Here is a 15,324-nt window from a genome sequence, read left to right as displayed (position 1 = left end):
CCCCCCCGCCACTCGGCAGGAAGGCAGGGACGGTGCTCGACTTCGCCGGCGACCTCATGTCACGCGGGCACGACGTCGCGGTGGCACGGGTGCGGGGCGTGGACGACAACATGTCCCGGCCTCACCGCCACGACTACTTCGAGATCTACTGCCTCGAGGCGGGCGCCCGCAACCACTGGGCCGAGCAGACGCTCTACCGGATCGAACCGTCCGAGCTCATCGTCTTCCCTCCCGGGGTCGAGCACTTCTCCTACGGCGACGACGGCGTCGCGTTCCAGCGCGTCGTCGTCTACTTCCGGCCCGAGGCCGTCCTCTACCCCCACGTGCTCGCGGGCTTCGCCGAGGTCGGGGTCACGCGGCCCGCCGGGGTGCGGTCCCGGGTGCGCCAGGTGGTCGACGAGCTGCTCGACGTCCAGGACGTCCTGGGCGACGGCGGACAGGAGGAGATGCGGCTGCTCGTCACCCAGCTCCTCGTCAAGCTGCAGCGCGAGGAGCGGCGCGACGCCCGGGTGAGCGCGCAGGGCGGGCGCATCGCCGAGGTCATCCACTTCCTCCACGAGCACTACGCCGAGCCGATCGACCTCACCACCCTCGCCGGCCGCTTCTACATCAGCCCGTACCACCTGGCCCGCGAGTTCAAGCGGCACACCGGTGCCACGGTGATCGGCTACGTCAACGGGCTGCGCATCGGGCGCGCCGAGCGGCTGCTCCAGGAGACCGACCACCCGGTGGGGCGGATCAGCAGCATCGTCGGGTTCGCCAACGTCACCCACTTCAACCGCGTCTTCCGGTCGCGCACGTCACTCACCCCCTCGCAGTTCCGCGCGGGCGCGACGCCCGTTCGGGAGGTCCGCAGCGTCGGAGCCTGAAGGATCCCGTCAAATCGTCGACAGGTGGCGCCCTCACCGGGTACGGTCGGGACAGGGGGCAGACGACATCGTCGTCCAGGTCGAAGAGGCGTTTCTCGTGGTCGAAACCTGTTCCCGTGCCCCCGCCGCCACCCTGGGGCGCCGCTGGTCGGTGCTCACGTGGCTGATGATGGTCTTCGCGGTGCCGGTGCCCCTCGCCGTCGTCGTGGCGTTCGTGCCCCAGCTCCAGCGGGTGGGCGAGGTGTCCCACTGGCCGTGGGACGAGTACGGCGTCCTCGGCTGGTGGCTCGTCCCGGCGAGCCTTGCTCTCGCAGCCGTGTGCGGCGCGGCGCGGGAGGGGGAGTGGCGCAGCACGACGGTGCGGGTGCTCGCTGTCCTCGCCGTGCTCACGACGCTCGCGCTCTTCGTCGACCCCTGAGGCAGACGGGGCCGGCGGCGTCTCAGCGCGAGAGCAGTCGCTCGAGGGGAATGGTGCCGTCCTGCCACGGCAGGAGTGCCCACAGCACGAGGTAGAGGCCGATGCCTATCCCCGGGAGCAGCAAGGCGAGGAGCACGAGGAGCCGGACGAGCGTCACGCTGGTCCCCAGCCTGTTCGCCAGGCCGGCGGCGATGCCGCCGAGGATGCGGCCCGGACCGCGGCGGAAGCCGGTGCGGCGGATGGAGTCGAAGAAGGAGGTCATGACGTCACGCTAGGTCGCGGCGCGTGCGGCGGACATCGGGGACCACCCTGACCGGTCCCTGGTCGCTCCCTCATCCGCCGTCCCACCAGCGCAGCACGCGCAGCGCCCGGAACGTCACCCAGCGGCTGGGGAAGCCCTCGCCCTCGCCGTAGTCGAGCCAGCACGGGCCCTGGTGGGCGCTGTCCAGGTGCCACATGCCGTTCGCATCGGCCTTGCCGCGGAGGAGCTCGACGGCCTCGGCCAGGCGCGGGTCGCGCCGGCCCGCGTTCCGGAAGTGCTCCAGACCGCGCAGGACGTCGTGGTACCAGCGCGCCGGGTGGGACAGCATCGTCATGCGCGGGTCGGCGACGGCGCCGTCCGAGCGGCGTCGGAACAGTCCCCGGGCGAGGAGGTACTCCTCGCCCGACGCCCGTGCCTCGGCGGCCTCGGGCGTCGCGTCCCCGGTGCGCTCCCACGCGAGCAGGCCCTCGACGGCGCAGATCGTCGAGTGGAACGAGGAGACGGCCGTACCGTCCTCGGCCCAGCAGTTCCACCCGCCGTCGGGCAGTCGCGTGCGCAGGAGCGTCGCGGCGATCGCGCTGCCGTCCTCGCCGAGGGAGGCGGTGGTGCGCAGCGCGACGCCGTTGATGCACGGCTCGGCCTCACCGGCGAAGAACGGCTCGCTCTCGTGCTCCCAGCGCACGTTCTCCCGCACGCGCTCCACCGCGCGGCGCACCTCCGGGCTCGCCGGGTCGACGCCGAGGTCGACGAGCTCCTGCAGCACGTGGTGGGTGGCGGTCCACGCGTCGAAGAACGGCAGGTCCTCACGTGCCCAGCCGGGCCGGTAGGTGCCGCCGTCCCAGCGTCCGTCCTCGGCCTGCTCGGCCAGGAGGGCGGCGCCCCAGCCGGTGGTCGCGACCCGCGAACGCTCGGCGGCGACCTCGTCCGCGGGGGCGTCGGTGAGATCGGCGAGCACCTGCCAGCGCAGCGCGGGGTCGGAGTCCAGCAGCCAGGCGACGACGTCCATCAGCGCACGGTAGGGCATCGGCGCGGTGCGTGGAAGGGGGAGTGGCGTCGCGGGGTCAGGCCCGGGACAGGCCACGGACCGCCCGCTCGATCGCCGGACGCACGTCGAGGCCCGGGTCGACGCTGAGCCGGTGGAGCAGCAGCCCTTCGGCCAGTGCCATGAGTGCTCGTGTGGCGGGCACGGGGTCGGGGATGCCGGCGGCGGAGACGACGGACTCGGCCCACCGCTCGAACTCTCGGCGCTGGCGGACCAGCGGCTCGGTGAGCTCGGGGTCGGTGGTGAGCTCGAGGAACAGCGCGTAGCGCGCCCGGGTGCGGGCGGCGTACCGCGTGGTCTGCAGCTCGACCATCGCACAGAGCCCGGCAGCGAGGTCCTGCGCGCTGCTCACGTGGGGGAGTCCGGACGGGTCGATGTCCGCCCGTTCCTGCTCGGCGATCCAGTCGACGACGCCGCCGAGGAGCGCCCGCCGGGTGCGGAACCAGTTCGACGTCGACCCCGGCGGCAGGTCGGCCCGCTCGTCGACCCGGGCGTGGGTGAGCGCGCGCACCCCTTGCGTCCCGAGCAGTGCGACGGCTGCCTCGAGCGCACGCTCGCGCGTCCCGCCCATGGACAACCTCCCGACGACGGTTCTACTATGTTCATAGTAGTCCAACGAGCGAAGAAGGTTGCCATGGACACGCTGCCGAGCGCCGGACCCGCGGGCGCATGGTCACCGCCCCTGCCGGAGGCCGAGGGGTTCGAGCACCTCGTCGTGGAGACGCCGGGCCTGCGGACGCATCTCGCCGCCGTGGGGGAGGGGCGCCCGGTCCTCCTCCTGCACGGCAGCCCGCAGCACTGGTGGCAGTGGCGCGATGTCGCACCGGCGCTTGCGGCACACGGCTACCGGGCGCTGTGCCCGGACCTCCGGGGCGCCGGCTGGACGTCGGCACGCGACCCGCGCGTCGACCGCGAGACGCGCATGGAGGATCTGCTCGCGCTGCTCGACGCACTCGACCTCGACCGCGTGGACCTCGTCTCGCACGACATGGGCGTCGTCACCGCCATGCAGCTGAGCTACGAGCACCCGGAACGGGTCAGGACGGCGGTACAGCTCAGCGTGCCGCCCGGGTTCATGCGCTTCGCTCCGCAGCTGTACCGGGCCTTCTCACACCTCCCGCGCTTCGTGTGGCACCGGCGCGGCGCGCCGATGGACCGGACGTTCTCCGAGAGGTACGCCGCGCATCCTGTCCCGGCCGAGGTTCTCGCGGCGCACCTCGCGCCGATGGCACGGCCGGAGGTCGACGCCGCAGTCCGGCCGCTCACCCGACGCATGGTCCTGCCCGAAGCGGCACGGATGGTGGGCGGGACCTACCGGCGCCGTCGCCTCACCGTGCCGACGCTCGTCGTGTTCGGCCGGCGCGACTACGGCTTCGAGGAAGGGCTCGTCGCCACCATCTGCCGCGACGCCGGCACGTGCGCCGACCACCTCGAGATCACCTACGTGGACGACGCCGCACACTTCATCACCGACGACGCGCCCGCCGAGGTGGCCGAGCTCGCCCTCGACTGGTTCGCACGCGCGGCCTGAGGCAGATGACTCCTGGCCGCGGCGCCGGTCAGCACCGCAAGACCCCAGACGGAGGAATGCGCATGTCACGCACGAGGATCCACAACCTGTCCATCTCGCTCGACGGCTTCGGCGCGGGGGAGGGCCAGAGCCTGGAGACGCCCATGGGCCACGCCGGCGAGCGGCTCCACGAGTGGATGTTCGCCACCGGCTTCGGCGCCTCGCTCATCGGCGCCGAGTCCGGCAGCGAGGGCGTCGACGACGCCATGGCGCGCCGGCACGAGGAGGGGATCGGCGCCGAGATCATGGGCGCGAACAAGTTCGGCCCGCCCGGCTGGCAGGACGATCCCGAGTGGCGCGGCTGGTGGGGTGAGACGCCGCCGTTCCACACGCCGACCTTCGTGCTCACGCACCGGCCGTGGCCGCCGCTCGAGATGGCCGGCGGCACGACGTTCCACTTCCTCGACGCCGGCCCGGCACAGGCGCTGGAGGTCGCCCGCGAGGCCGCCGGCGGCCTGGACGTGCGGATCGGTGGTGGTGCGAGCGTCGCACGCGACTTCATCGCGGCCGGCCTCGTCGACGACATCCATGTCGTCGTCGTCCCGATCGTGCTCGGCCGCGGCAGCCGGCTGTGGGACGGGCTCGAGGCCATCGAGCGGGACTACGACGTCGAGGCGGTCTCGACCGCGAGCGGCGTCATCCACCTCACGATGACGAGGCGCTGACACGGCGCCTCACCGCGACTGTGCGCCCCCGTGCCGTCCACCGTGCGCTCGCTCTGGCGGCCGCACGGTCCCGGCGCGGGGCGCACAGTGGAGCCCCGCGTGAAGTGCGCGCGGACTCGGCAGGCCTCCTCCTACAGTGAGACGGGTGCAGATCCGACCCCTCGAGCCCGCCGACTACGACTCGGCAGTCGCACTGTGGGAAGCCGTCAGCTTGACCCGGCCGTGGAACGACGCCCGTGCTGACCTGATCAGGGCCATGCGGGGTCCCGACTCGACGGTCCTGGGCGGTTATGAGCCCACCGGGACCTTGGTCGCTACCGCCATGGTCGGCCACGACGGTCATCGAGGATGGGTCTACTACGTGGCCGTCACTCCGGACCTCCAGGGCAAGGGGTATGCCCGGATGCTCATGCGGGCCTGTGAGCAGTGGGTACGCGAGCGGCACATACCGAAGATCCAGCTGATGGTCCGCGCACAGAACACCGGCGTCATCGGGTTCTACGAGGCCCTGGGGTACGAGGCGTCCGACGTCAAGGTGCTGGGCCGTCGGTTCGACGACTGACGAGCTTTGGGCACGCCGGTCCGAGCGTCGCGCCTCACGGCAGTCGTCCTGGACATCGCCCGGTCGGAGGCCGATCGGCATTCGTTGGCGTAACGCCGATAATGTACATTATGTCAAAACGCTGGAGCCGGCCAGGATGCCTGGCCGATGCGCCACTCCCTCACCAAGGCGTGAGCTGGCGGGAGGTCAGTCCGCGATCTCCGGCGGCCAGACGACGCGGAAGCGCTCGAAGACGATCTCGTGCTCGTCGGTGAACGCCTCGCCACGCGCTGCGCAGGTGCGCTCCCAGTAACGCCGGTGCTCCCGCAGCCACGACTGCAGTGTCCGGTCGCCCTCGCCCTCGTCGCGGGCGAAGTCCTCGTCGGCGTCACCGATGGTTCCCAGCCGCAGCTCGGTGCTGCGCAGCACCGCTCGAGGAGCTCCGGCCCCGTCGCAGGCGACCCAGTGCGAGCCGACTCGCGGCAGCGCCTCACCGCGTGCGGCGAACTCGGCGACGAGGTCGGCGGTGGCCCGCTTCGTGCCGTTCAGGACGATCGCCAACAGCTCGTCGGACAGCTCGGCCGAGTCCCCGAACCGGTCGACCGTGTGCTCCGACCCGGCGCTCACCACCTCCGGGTGGGCGCCTGCGTACTCCGCCCACATGCGCTCCGCCGCCTCGGTGTCGAGCGCGGCCGCCGGCGTCGGGCCCGTGGGCGGCGGACTGGTGTCGGACGAGCGATCCTGGTCGGTCACACGCCGATCGTCCCACGAGCTCTGATCGCCCCTCCCCCGGCTCCGACCCGGTCAGCCCGGACGTTTCGGACGAGGCGGGCGACGAGCACCGCCCCGCCCGTCACGACGCCGCCGATGACCGGCATGAGGAGGAACGCGCTGAACATCAGGTCGTAGGTGGCCACGGGGCTCCTTCGTCGTCGTCGGTCGGTAGTTCTGGTGGGGCCGCGTCGTCGAGGCTGATCTTCTTGCGCTTCGACGGCGACGCCGGCGTCCTCGGTGGCGTGCGCGGACCGCTCGGCACCTTCGACACGCGGGTCGACGACCCAGCCCTCGGTGAGCGAGTGCCCCTCAGGGAACGAGGGAGCGGGTTCCGGGGACAGCACTGTCCCCGAGCCGGTCATCGGGCCGACTCGTCGAAGCGGCGCGGCGGGGAGACCGAGGCGCCGTTCGTCGGAGGCACGTCGGGGCGCTCGACCGCCTCCCCCGGCGCCGACCTGGCGGAGTACCCGCCGGTGCTGGGCGCGACCCACTTCCTGGCGACGACTCCCCTGCCGCGGTCACCCTTGACACCTCTGATGTTCCCGTTGGCGCGCACCAGACCTCCTCGACGAACGCGTACGTCCCGGCCTGGATCTCCGAGACCCCTCCCTCGCAGGGACCTCCCCCGACGCCGTCCGCTCCCGGTATCTCTCCTCCGCCTACCAGCTCGCCAGGGGCGAGGTGGGCGAGCGCCTCGTGGAGTATGTCGCCGCCCTCGGTGAGCGCTGCTCCCCCAGCCAGATCGCCGTGACCGAGCTGTTCCTCAGCGGCATCCACTACGGGGAGGAGGACCTCGCACTGTTCCGGGAGATGACCGCGGCCCTGGACCGGCCCCGCGACGCCGCCGGCGGGATCGTCAAGAGCGATCCCGCCAGTGCAGGAGGCCGTCGGGCTCGCCGCCACCAACGGGATCACGTCCGTCAACGTCAGCCCGCTCTCGCTCATGACCGACGAGGACTGGCAGGCCCTCGCGACCGTGTGGGGCTCGAGGGCCACTCCCACCTCATGAGCCCTCCGGCGTACGACGACGCCCCCGGGAGGCGTGCTCCCGGGGGCGTCGGAGGTGTCACTCGACGGTGACGGTCAGCTCCGCGACCAGCGGGTCGCTGAAGTACTCGTGGAGGGAGATGAACGTGGGACCGGCCGGCAGCTCGGCCTGGAAGTACGGGTCGGTCATCTGCCCCGAGCCGTCGGTGCTGTCGTCGATCCCCTGCGTCTCACCGGCGGAGTCGAACAGGCCCAGGACGGCGTCACCCTCGCTCGAGGCGACGTCGACCGTCACCAGCGCGGCGTCGGTGAGATCGAGGTACCCGACCCACGGCTCGCCGTCGGTGTCCACGGACACCGTCTCACCGGGGGTGAGGGGCACGGCGGCCACCGCGGTGAGGGTGAAGTCGGCGGCGGTCGAGGCCCCGAACCCGGAGACCGCGACCTCGTACTCCCCCGGCTCGAGGTAGGCGCCGATGGCGGGGTCGAGGATGCTGGCCTCGCGGTACTTGAAGAACTGGCCGCGGTCGTCGTTCTCGAGCGTGACGTCACCGCCGGTGAGGCTGAGCTGGAGGTCACCGGATGCGGAGGCGGCGTCGACCACCACCGGCGTTGCCTCGGTGAGGGTCAGCGTGGCGGTCCAGGTGCCGCCCGCGTCGAACGAGCCCTCGGCGGGCGTGCCCAGCTCGATGGCCCCGCCGCTCGCGGACCCCGTCGGCTCGGGCTCGGACGTGTCCTCCTCGGTGGGCTCCTCGGTGGGGGCCACGGAGGGCTCCTCGGTGGGCTCCACCGCCGTGGGAGACGTGACGGGCCGGGGCTCGGGCTCGTCGTCACCGCTGAGGAGCAGGACGACGGCGGTCACCGCGGCAGCGATGAGGACGAGCGCGGCGACGACGATGCCGATGACCAGGCCCTTGCCGGAGCCACCGTCGGACTCACCGGGCTGCTGGCCGTAGCCGTCCTGCGGCGGTCCTCCGTAAGGCTGCCCGTAGGGCTGCTGGCTCCCGGGGTACTGGGCGTAGGCGTCCTGGCCGGGAGCGGCCTGCTGGGCGTAGCCACCCTGGCCGTAACCCGCCTGACCAGGCTGCCCGTAACCCTGCTGACCGGGCTGGCCGTAGCCGGGCTGACCCGGCTGCGGGTAGCCCTGCTGGGAGGGCTGGCCGAAGCTCTGTGCCGCGGGGTAGGCGGCGGTGGGCGTGTCCGACTGGGCCGGCAGCTGGGTCGTGGGGGTGTCGCTCGGCCCGGCGGCGGGCTGGCCGCTCTCCGGTGTGCCGGGCGCAGTCGACTGCTCACCCGCGGCGGGGCTTGCCGCCTGGGCGGGCGCGTAGTGGGCGGTCCAGGACGTGCCGTCCCAGTACCGCAGCTTGCTCGTGTCCCCTGAGGGGTCGGGGTACCAACCGGCGATCGGATTAGTCATGGTCGAATAGTAGGAGTTGTAACGCCCTCAAACCGACAGATGTACAAGAGTTTCCATGGGGAAATGTCCCCTTCCCCATGCGGCTGCCGGGAAGGCGGGAAAACGAGAGGGACCTGGGCCGATGGCCCAGGTCCCGATGTCGTCAGCCCGCGTCGCGGGCGCGCCGCCTGCGGGAGAGCTCGTCCTCCACGGGGGTCCCACGCTCGGCCCGCTCGGTGGGCAGCTCGGCGAGCGAGCCCTCGACCTCACGCCACACGCGGCCGACCGCAATGCCGAAGACGCCCTGACCGCCCTGGACGAGGTCGATGACCTCGTCGGCGCTCGTGCACTCGTAGACGCTGGCGCCGTCGCTCATGAGCGTGATGCCGGCGAGGTCATCGACGCCGCGCTCGTGCAGGTGGTGGACCGCGGTGCGGATCTGCTGGAGGGACACCCCGGTGTCGAGCAGTCGCTTGACGACCTTGAGCACGAGGATGTCGCGGAAGCTGTAGAGCCGCTGGGAGCCCGAGCCGCTGGCGTTGCGGATGCTCGGCTCGACCAGCCCGGTGCGGGCCCAGTAGTCGAGCTGCCGGTAGGTGATACCCGCTGCCCGGCAGGCCGTGGGGCCGCGGTAGCCGGTCTCGGTGTCCAGGTCCGGGAGGGCGTCTCCGAAGAGCATTCCCTGCGCCCGCTGAGGGACCGCTGCACCGGCTGCTGTCGCGTCGCTGCCGCTCACGTGCACTCCCGTTCGTTCACGCCGTGCACGAGGTGTGTGCTCCGGCCCTGATGTCCCCCACGCTAGGACCCGGGGGCAGCCCAGTCAACGACACGCCCGGGCGCGTCGCTCGGCGTGTTTCGTGCCGCGTGTCTCAACCTCTACTTCACCTCGAGGTCGGCCCTCGCGGCAACCGGTTGCCCCTCCCCTCACGCCTCGAAGTCCTCCGGTTCGACGTCCTCGAGGAACGCCTGGAAGTTCGCGACGACGTCGGCCTCGTCCTCCGCGTCCATGATGACGCCTGCCGTCGTGAGCACGTCCTCGGCGCACAGCACCGGACACTGGGCGCGCAGCGCGAGCGCGATGGCGTCCGAGGGCCGCGAGTCCACCCGGTGCCCGGTGGACAGGTGGAGCTCGGCGTGGAACGTGCCGTGCTCCAGCTTGGTCACCTGGACGCGCTCGAGGCTCACCCCGGTGGCCTCGAGCAGCGCGATGAACAGGTCGTGCGTCTGGGGGCGCTCGGGGACGATCCCGGCCTGCGCGGTCGCGATCGAAGCGCCCTCCCGCGGCCCGATGACGATGGGGAGCACGACCCTGCCGGCACCTTTCGCAGCGAGGACGACGACGACCTCGTTCTCCGGGATGCTCACCCGGACGCCGAGCACGTCCATCTCTCGCATACCCGCAACGGTACGACCATCGTCACGGGCGTGCCTGCGGATGGTCGGCCACCGGACGCGCCCTCAGGCGAGGTCGTCCACCGCCGCACGCAGGAGGTCGGCGTGCAGCCGCCCGTAGACCTCCGCGAGCTCCAGCGCACGAGCCGCCGCCCGCTCCCGTCCGGCGCCCGAGCGCTGCGCGCGCACGGGCGCGACGACCTGCTCGATCGTGTCGGCGTGGCGCTCGGCCGCCGTCCGGACGGTGCGCAGGTGCCGCGGGCTGATCCCCTGCCGGGCGAGCGTCGCCGCGTGCTGCACGACGTCGACGGCGCGGCCGGGGAACCGACCGCGCGGGTCGGCGACGATGAGCCCAGCGGCGGCGATCTCCTCGATCTCAGCGAGGCTGACGCCGGTGAGGTCGGCGATCTCCTCGGGCCGTACCCGGGCCGAGGGCCGGGGGCGGACGAGCTCGCCGTCACGCGTGACGACCCGGGTGCCCGGCGCGTCGGCGACCGGACGTCCGGCGTCGAGGTCCTCGAGCTGGTCGCGGATCACCCGCAGGGGCAGGAACGAGTCGCGCTGGGCGGTGAGGGCGTAGCGCAGCCGTTCGACGTCGGCCTGGCTGTACATCCGGTAGCCCGAGCCGCTGCGGCGCGGGCTCACCAGGCCCTGCTCCTCGAGGAAGCGCAGCTTGGAGATGCGGACCGCCGGGAACTCCGGCTGCAGCACGGCGAGCACCGCGCCGATGCTCATCGTGGGCTCGGTGGAGGCGCCGGGCGGCCAGGTGCTCGGCGCCTCCTCGGGACGGTTCTGCTCCGCGGGCTCGGGGCCGGTGGCGCGGCGTGCGGTCGCGCTCACTGGGCCGTGGCGTCGCCGCGGTTCGGGCTCGGGTGGTAGGTGAGGCGGTACTTGCCGATCTGCACCTCGTCGCCCGCGTGGAGGACGGCGGAGTCGATCCGCTCCCGGTTGACGTACGTCCCGTTGAGGGAGCCGACGTCACGGACGACGTAGCCACCCTCGTGCGCGACGAACTCCGCGTGACGGCGGGAGACCGTGACGTCGTCGAGGAAGATGTCGGCGCTCGGGTGGCGTCCGGCGATCGTCCGGTCGGTGTCGAGCAGGAACCGTGCACCCGCTGTCGGCCCGCGCTGGACGATGAGCAGCGCGTGGCCGGGGGGCAGGCCCTCGACGGCCGCGAGGTCCGGCGGCGGGACGTCCGTGCGCGCGAGGGTCTCGTCCGTCGCTCCGATGGCGCCGAACCGGGCGGTCGTGCGCGACATGTCCTGCGGCTCGGGTTCGGTACCCATTACGTGTGCTCCCCTCAACGACCCACCGGGTGTCACCCCGGCCTCATGCCACCACCATAGTTCCCGATGAGGCCCGTGTGACACGCAGTTCGTCCTCAGCCCTCGTCCGCGGGGCTCGGCGTGGCCCACTCGGGCTGCTGGAGCTCGCGCACGGAGGTGATCTCGACGCGCTCCTCCTGCTCGACCTCGACCGTCGCGCCCGCGGTGCGGATCGAGGCGAGCGCGCCCCCGGGGATGTCCAGGGCGACGGCGAGCGTCTGCGGGTCGCCGATGGCTCGCCACACGTACGGCGGCTCGATCTCCACGCCGCTGACGACCAGCCCGCCGGTGCGGGTGCCCAGCCAGCTCGAGGCGGTGATCCGCTGGCCGTTGAGCTCGATCGCCTCCGCGCCGGCGTTGCGCAGCTCCTCCAGCACGGTGACGAACGTCGGGGCCGTGACCTCGGCGTTCGGGTCCTCGACGCGGAGCTCGATGCCCGGCCCGGTGACCGGCAGGACCCCGGCGAGGATGCCCTGGACGCGGGCCTGCTGCTCGGCCGCCTCCCGCGCAGCCTCCAGCGAGCTCGTCCCGGACTCGAGGTCGTCGAGCTCGCGGCGCAGCGCCACGCCCTCCTCGGTGAGCTCGCGGTTACGAGCCCCGAGCTCGTCGATGAGCCGCACGAGGTCGTCCTGGCGCATCGTCGCGTAGGTGTCCTCCTGGGCCTGGCGCACCTGGACGGCGAGGGCGAAGCCGACCGCCGCGCAGAGCAGGACGATGAGCACGTGGACCCACGTGGGCTGCCGGCGCAGCACGAGCTGGCGCAGGCGGGCGCGGGCGGCGGTGCCCTCCCCGGTGGGTCGCTCGTCCTGCACGCGCACCTTCCTCACGCCTTGAACACGTGCCGGCGGATCGAGGCCGCGTTGGAGAAGATCCGGATGCCGAGGACGACGACGACCGCCGTCGTCATCTGCGCCCCCACCCCGAGCTGGTCACCGAGGAAGACGAGCAGCGCGGCGATGAGGACGTTGAAGACGAAGGAGACGACGAAGACGCGGTCGTCGAACACCCCGTCGAGGTAGGCCCGCAGACCGCCGAAGAGGGCGTCGAGCGCCGCGACGACGGCGATCGGGAGGTAGGGCTGCAGCCCGGTCGGCACGGTGGGTTCGATGAGGATGCCGGCGACGACGCCGACGACGAGTCCGATGACGGCGAACATGTCAGTGCTCCTCCCCTGCCGCCCGCGGCGGCCGGTCCTGTCCGGTCATCGGTCCCCCGCCTCCGGCGTGGCGAGCGGTTCGGCGTGCTCCAGGCTGCGCTCGGTGGTGCCGGGGAGCACGAGCTCGTCGGCCTCCTCGAACGACACCGGGATGCCCACGGAGTCGCGCAGCGTGGCGAGGTGGGCGCCGGCGCTGCTGCGGGCGAGCTGGGCACGCATGGCGTCGGGGTCGCCGACCGCCTCGACGACGTAGGGCCGGGCCAGCGGCGCGAGGTCGACGAGGATCGCCAGGCCGGCGGAGCGGATGGCGCTCACGCTGGAGAGGCGGTGGCCGTTGATGGCGACGGCCTCGGCCCCCGACGCCCACAGCGCGTTGGCGAGGATCTGCAGGTCGAGGTCCTGCACCCGGCCCATCTCCGAGCCCGGTGTCCCGGCCTGGGCGTCACGCGAGTCGTCCAGGGTGATCCGCAGGCCGGGGCCCTGGACGCTCACCCCACCGGCGCTCAGCGCGAGAGCGCGGACCTCGTCGAGGAACTCGGGGTCACTGACGCGCAGCGACTCCTCCTGGAGGGTGTCGATGGTGGCCGCGAGGGCGGCGTTCTCCTGGCGCAGGGCGTCGGCATCCGCGACCCCCTCCTCGATCTGGGACAGGAGGACCGCTCGTGCCTCACTGGCCGTGGCGCTGGGGGCGCGCAGCTCGCGCGCGGCCCACACCCCGCCCAGGCCCAGGACCGCCGCGAGGACGGCGACGACGAGCTTGCGCCACCAGGGCATCGCCGGAGCGGTGCCATCGGCCCGCCGCCGGGCAGCCTCGGCGTAGCCGGGGTCCAGGGGCCGTTCGACGACCTCCGTCAGGAGCGTCATCGACTCGTCCAGCCGCAGCCGCCCCCCGGTCATCCGGCACCTGGTGCGGCTGCGCCCGACCCCGCACGGTCGCGGCGCACGATCCACGCGACCTGCTCCAGGTAGAGCAGGCAGGCGAACCAGTACAGGCCCACGCCCCACAGGGCGCTGGCCCAGCCGACGGTCCACGCGACCTCCCCCACCACGCCCGGCACGGAGGCCAGGAGCAGCAGCGGGAAGGCGTACATGAGGCAGAACGTCCCGGACTTGCCGGCCATGTGCACCGGCAGCGGCCCGTAGCCATGGCGGACGAGCACGGGCATCGTCCCGGCGAGCACGAGCTCGCGGGCGACGATGACGACGACGAGCCACCACGGGACGATCTCGCGGTAGGCGAGGCCGATCAGCGTGACGAAGATGTAGAGCCGGTCGGCCGCCGGGTCGAGCATGCGCCCGAGGCGGCTCGCCTGGTCGAAGCGCCGGGCGATGAACCCGTCGACCCAGTCGGAGGCGCCGGCGACGGCGAGGACGATGAGCGCGGCGACGTCGTGCTCGCCGACGATCAGCCAGGCGAAGACCGGGATGAGTGCCAGGCGCAGGAAGCTGATGGCGTTGGGGACGGTCCAGACGCGCTCGTCGGCGGCCGCGCGCGCCGTCTCCTCCCCGGTGTCCACGGGGTCCAGGGTACGCAGGTGGGAGCGACTCGCGGAGGCGGGCGCGCCAGGCGTGACCGTGCCGTGACCTGCCCGTACTCTCTGGCCATGCGATTCGGACTCTTCATCCCGCAAGGCTGGCGCTTCGACCTCGTCGGCATCGAGGACGTGCGGCAGTGGCCGCTCATGCGAGACCTGGCCCGCCGGGCCGATGCCGGGCCGTGGGAGTCGGTGTGGGTGTACGACCACTTCCACACGACCCCGGTCCCGAGCGAGGAGGCGACCCACGAGGCGTGGTCCCTCATGGCTGCCCTCGCCGCGAGCACGGACCGGGTGCGCCTGGGCCAGATGTGCACGTGCATGGCCTACCGCCCGCCGATGTACCTCGCCAAGGCGGCAGCCACGATCGACCACGTGAGCGGCGGCCGCCTGGAGATGGGGATCGGCGCCGGCTGGTACGAGCACGAGTGGCGCGCCTACGGCTACGGCTTCCCGCGGGCGGGCGAGCGTCTGGCGATGCTCCGTGAGGGCGTCCAGATCATGCGCCAGGCGTGGCGCGAGGGCGTGGCCACCTTCAGCGGCGAGCACTACCAGGTCGACGGCGCCATCTGCCGCCCCCTCCCCCTCCAGGAGGGTGGCGTGCCGCTGTGGATCGCCGGCGGCGGCGAGAAGGTCACCCTGCGCATCGCCGCGCAGTACGCCGACTACACGAACTTCGACGGCACCCCGGAGGGCTTCGCCCACAAGTCGGCGATCCTCGCCGAGCACTGCCGCGAGGTCGGCACCGACGTCGAGCGCATCACCCGCTCCTCCAACTACAACGTCGCCATCGGGCGCGACGAGGCCGAGGTGCAGGACCGCCTGGACCAGCTCGCCGACCGGCTGCGCTCCGCCGGGGTGCCGGAGGACAAGGTCGAGCGCGAGCTCGGCGCCGTCCGGGGGATGCCGGCGTGCGGCACGCCCGAGCAGATCGTGGAGAACCTCTCCGCGCTGCGCGACCTCGGGATGACCTACGCGATCCTCTACTTCCCCGAGGCGGCCTACGACACGAGCGGGATGGAGCTCTTCGAGCAGGAGGTCATCCCCGCACTGCAGGACTAGTCAAGCAAGGTTCCCTCGACCGCAAAGCAGCGGTCAGGCGTGTCGCGGTGCGGTAACGATCCGCGACGGGTGTTCCGCTGCGGTGCGGGCGGAGGTCGACGGCGACCTCCGCCCGCCACGATCGCCTCTCGTGGACGCCGTCCGGCGCGCGGGCCACATCATCGAGGACGGCGCGCCCGGCGAGCTGTTCACCCACCCCAGCGAGCAGCGCACCCGTGACTTCCTCCAGGCGGTGCTCTGAGGGGACCCGCCCGGCGGCGCCCGGCCCCGGGACCTAGGATCGCCTCCCATGGCCACCGTCATCCTCGTGAGGCACGCCCGCAGCAC

22 protein-coding genes are annotated in these 15,324 nt (G+C 72.6%); 7 read left to right on the top strand and 15 right to left on the bottom strand.

What is annotated here, in order from left to right:
- On the top strand, positions 1–869 hold an 869-nt coding region (locus tag FHE66_RS04185), incomplete at its 5' end, for an AraC family transcriptional regulator (RefSeq protein WP_218013607.1).
- A gap of 97 nt (positions 870–966) precedes the next feature.
- The gene (locus tag FHE66_RS04180) at positions 967–1,287 is read left to right on the top strand and encodes a hypothetical protein (RefSeq protein ID WP_139071731.1); all 321 of its coding nucleotides are present in this window, start codon (positions 967–969) and stop codon (positions 1,285–1,287) included.
- A gap of 22 nt (positions 1,288–1,309) precedes the next feature.
- Here FHE66_RS04180 and FHE66_RS04175 read toward each other — a convergent pair whose 3' ends face one another.
- From FHE66_RS04175 to FHE66_RS04165, 3 genes are all read right to left on the bottom strand, one after another.
- Positions 1,310–1,549: a PspC domain-containing protein gene (locus tag FHE66_RS04175; protein ID WP_139071730.1), complete on the bottom strand. Its 240-nt coding sequence runs from the start codon at positions 1,547–1,549 to the stop codon at positions 1,310–1,312.
- A gap of 70 nt (positions 1,550–1,619) precedes the next feature.
- Positions 1,620–2,555 (bottom strand): hypothetical protein, encoded by a 936-nt coding sequence (locus FHE66_RS04170; protein ID WP_139071729.1) that lies wholly within the window; start codon positions 2,553–2,555, stop codon positions 1,620–1,622.
- Between the two features lie 55 nt (positions 2,556–2,610).
- Positions 2,611–3,162 (bottom strand): TetR/AcrR family transcriptional regulator, encoded by a 552-nt coding sequence (locus FHE66_RS04165; RefSeq protein ID WP_139071728.1) that lies wholly within the window; start codon positions 3,160–3,162, stop codon positions 2,611–2,613.
- A gap of 63 nt (positions 3,163–3,225) precedes the next feature.
- Here FHE66_RS04165 and FHE66_RS04160 point away from each other — a divergent pair, with 63 nt between their 5' ends.
- The 3 genes from FHE66_RS04160 (at position 3,226) to FHE66_RS04150 (ending at position 5,388) form a co-directional block, all read left to right on the top strand.
- Positions 3,226–4,122, top strand: coding sequence for an alpha/beta fold hydrolase (locus FHE66_RS04160; RefSeq protein WP_230976582.1), 897 nt, complete (start codon positions 3,226–3,228; stop codon positions 4,120–4,122).
- 62 nt (positions 4,123–4,184) lie between these two features.
- Complete coding sequence (locus tag FHE66_RS04155) at positions 4,185–4,826, top strand: dihydrofolate reductase family protein (RefSeq protein WP_139071727.1); 642 nt, start codon at positions 4,185–4,187, stop codon at positions 4,824–4,826.
- Positions 4,827–4,971: 145 nt separating this feature from the next.
- Positions 4,972–5,388, top strand: coding sequence for a GNAT family acetyltransferase (locus FHE66_RS04150; protein ID WP_139071726.1), 417 nt, complete (start codon positions 4,972–4,974; stop codon positions 5,386–5,388).
- 186 nt (positions 5,389–5,574) lie between these two features.
- Here FHE66_RS04150 and FHE66_RS04145 read toward each other — a convergent pair whose 3' ends face one another.
- From FHE66_RS04145 to FHE66_RS04140, 3 genes are all read right to left on the bottom strand, one after another.
- Positions 5,575–6,030 (bottom strand): ASCH domain-containing protein, encoded by a 456-nt coding sequence (locus FHE66_RS04145; protein ID WP_139071812.1) that lies wholly within the window; start codon positions 6,028–6,030, stop codon positions 5,575–5,577.
- Between the two features lie 86 nt (positions 6,031–6,116).
- Complete coding sequence (locus FHE66_RS15340) at positions 6,117–6,284, bottom strand: hypothetical protein (protein WP_168202678.1); 168 nt, start codon at positions 6,282–6,284, stop codon at positions 6,117–6,119.
- Positions 6,285–6,499: 215 nt separating this feature from the next.
- Positions 6,500–6,697 carry a hypothetical protein gene (locus tag FHE66_RS04140; RefSeq protein WP_139071725.1) on the bottom strand — a complete coding sequence of 66 codons (198 nt, stop codon included), beginning with the start codon at positions 6,695–6,697 and terminating at the stop codon, positions 6,500–6,502.
- Between the two features lie 318 nt (positions 6,698–7,015).
- Here FHE66_RS04140 and FHE66_RS15825 point away from each other — a divergent pair, with 318 nt between their 5' ends.
- Positions 7,016–7,150, top strand: a complete 135-nt coding sequence (locus FHE66_RS15825) for a hypothetical protein (protein WP_255303600.1) — start codon at positions 7,016–7,018, stop codon at positions 7,148–7,150.
- Between the two features lie 57 nt (positions 7,151–7,207).
- Here FHE66_RS15825 and FHE66_RS15970 read toward each other — a convergent pair whose 3' ends face one another.
- The 9 genes from FHE66_RS15970 to FHE66_RS04095 form a co-directional block, all read right to left on the bottom strand.
- Complete coding sequence (locus FHE66_RS15970) at positions 7,208–8,545, bottom strand: DUF2510 domain-containing protein (RefSeq protein ID WP_139071724.1); 1,338 nt, start codon at positions 8,543–8,545, stop codon at positions 7,208–7,210.
- A gap of 142 nt (positions 8,546–8,687) precedes the next feature.
- Positions 8,688–9,203, bottom strand: coding sequence for a MerR family transcriptional regulator (locus tag FHE66_RS04130; protein ID WP_176554649.1), 516 nt, complete (start codon positions 9,201–9,203; stop codon positions 8,688–8,690).
- A 245-nt stretch (positions 9,204–9,448) separates the two neighbouring features.
- Positions 9,449–9,919 carry a bifunctional nuclease family protein gene (locus tag FHE66_RS04125; RefSeq protein ID WP_168202679.1) on the bottom strand — a complete coding sequence of 157 codons (471 nt, stop codon included), beginning with the start codon at positions 9,917–9,919 and terminating at the stop codon, positions 9,449–9,451.
- 63 nt (positions 9,920–9,982) lie between these two features.
- Positions 9,983–10,756, bottom strand: coding sequence for a MerR family transcriptional regulator (locus FHE66_RS04120; RefSeq protein ID WP_230976583.1), 774 nt, complete (start codon positions 10,754–10,756; stop codon positions 9,983–9,985).
- Complete coding sequence (locus FHE66_RS04115; RefSeq protein WP_139071722.1) at positions 10,753–11,205, bottom strand: FHA domain-containing protein; 453 nt, start codon at positions 11,203–11,205, stop codon at positions 10,753–10,755. The genes FHE66_RS04120 and FHE66_RS04115 overlap by 4 nt, the downstream gene beginning before the upstream one ends.
- A gap of 95 nt (positions 11,206–11,300) precedes the next feature.
- Positions 11,301–12,056 carry a DUF881 domain-containing protein gene (locus tag FHE66_RS04110; RefSeq protein ID WP_139071721.1) on the bottom strand — a complete coding sequence of 252 codons (756 nt, stop codon included), beginning with the start codon at positions 12,054–12,056 and terminating at the stop codon, positions 11,301–11,303.
- An 11-nt stretch (positions 12,057–12,067) separates the two neighbouring features.
- Complete coding sequence (locus FHE66_RS04105) at positions 12,068–12,400, bottom strand: small basic family protein (RefSeq protein ID WP_139071720.1); 333 nt, start codon at positions 12,398–12,400, stop codon at positions 12,068–12,070.
- 45 nt (positions 12,401–12,445) lie between these two features.
- Positions 12,446–13,297, bottom strand: a complete 852-nt coding sequence (locus FHE66_RS04100) for a DUF881 domain-containing protein (RefSeq protein ID WP_139071719.1) — start codon at positions 13,295–13,297, stop codon at positions 12,446–12,448.
- Positions 13,294–13,917 carry a CDP-alcohol phosphatidyltransferase family protein gene (locus FHE66_RS04095; RefSeq protein WP_139071718.1) on the bottom strand — a complete coding sequence of 208 codons (624 nt, stop codon included), beginning with the start codon at positions 13,915–13,917 and terminating at the stop codon, positions 13,294–13,296. The genes FHE66_RS04100 and FHE66_RS04095 overlap by 4 nt, the downstream gene beginning before the upstream one ends.
- An 87-nt stretch (positions 13,918–14,004) precedes the next feature.
- Between FHE66_RS04095 and FHE66_RS04090 the strand changes: the two genes are divergently transcribed.
- On the top strand, positions 14,005–14,997 hold the full coding sequence (locus FHE66_RS04090) for an LLM class F420-dependent oxidoreductase (protein WP_139071717.1): 993 nt from the start codon (positions 14,005–14,007) through the stop codon (positions 14,995–14,997).
- Positions 14,998–15,324 lie beyond the last annotated feature (327 nt).

The sequence above is a fragment of the Georgenia sp. 311 genome, from assembly GCF_006151955.1.
GTDB classification, from domain to species: Bacteria; Actinomycetota; Actinomycetes; order Actinomycetales; family Actinomycetaceae; genus Oceanitalea; species Oceanitalea wutianyii.
Note: the sequence above shows the minus strand (reverse complement) of the source record. Positions and strands in the feature narration are given on the sequence as shown.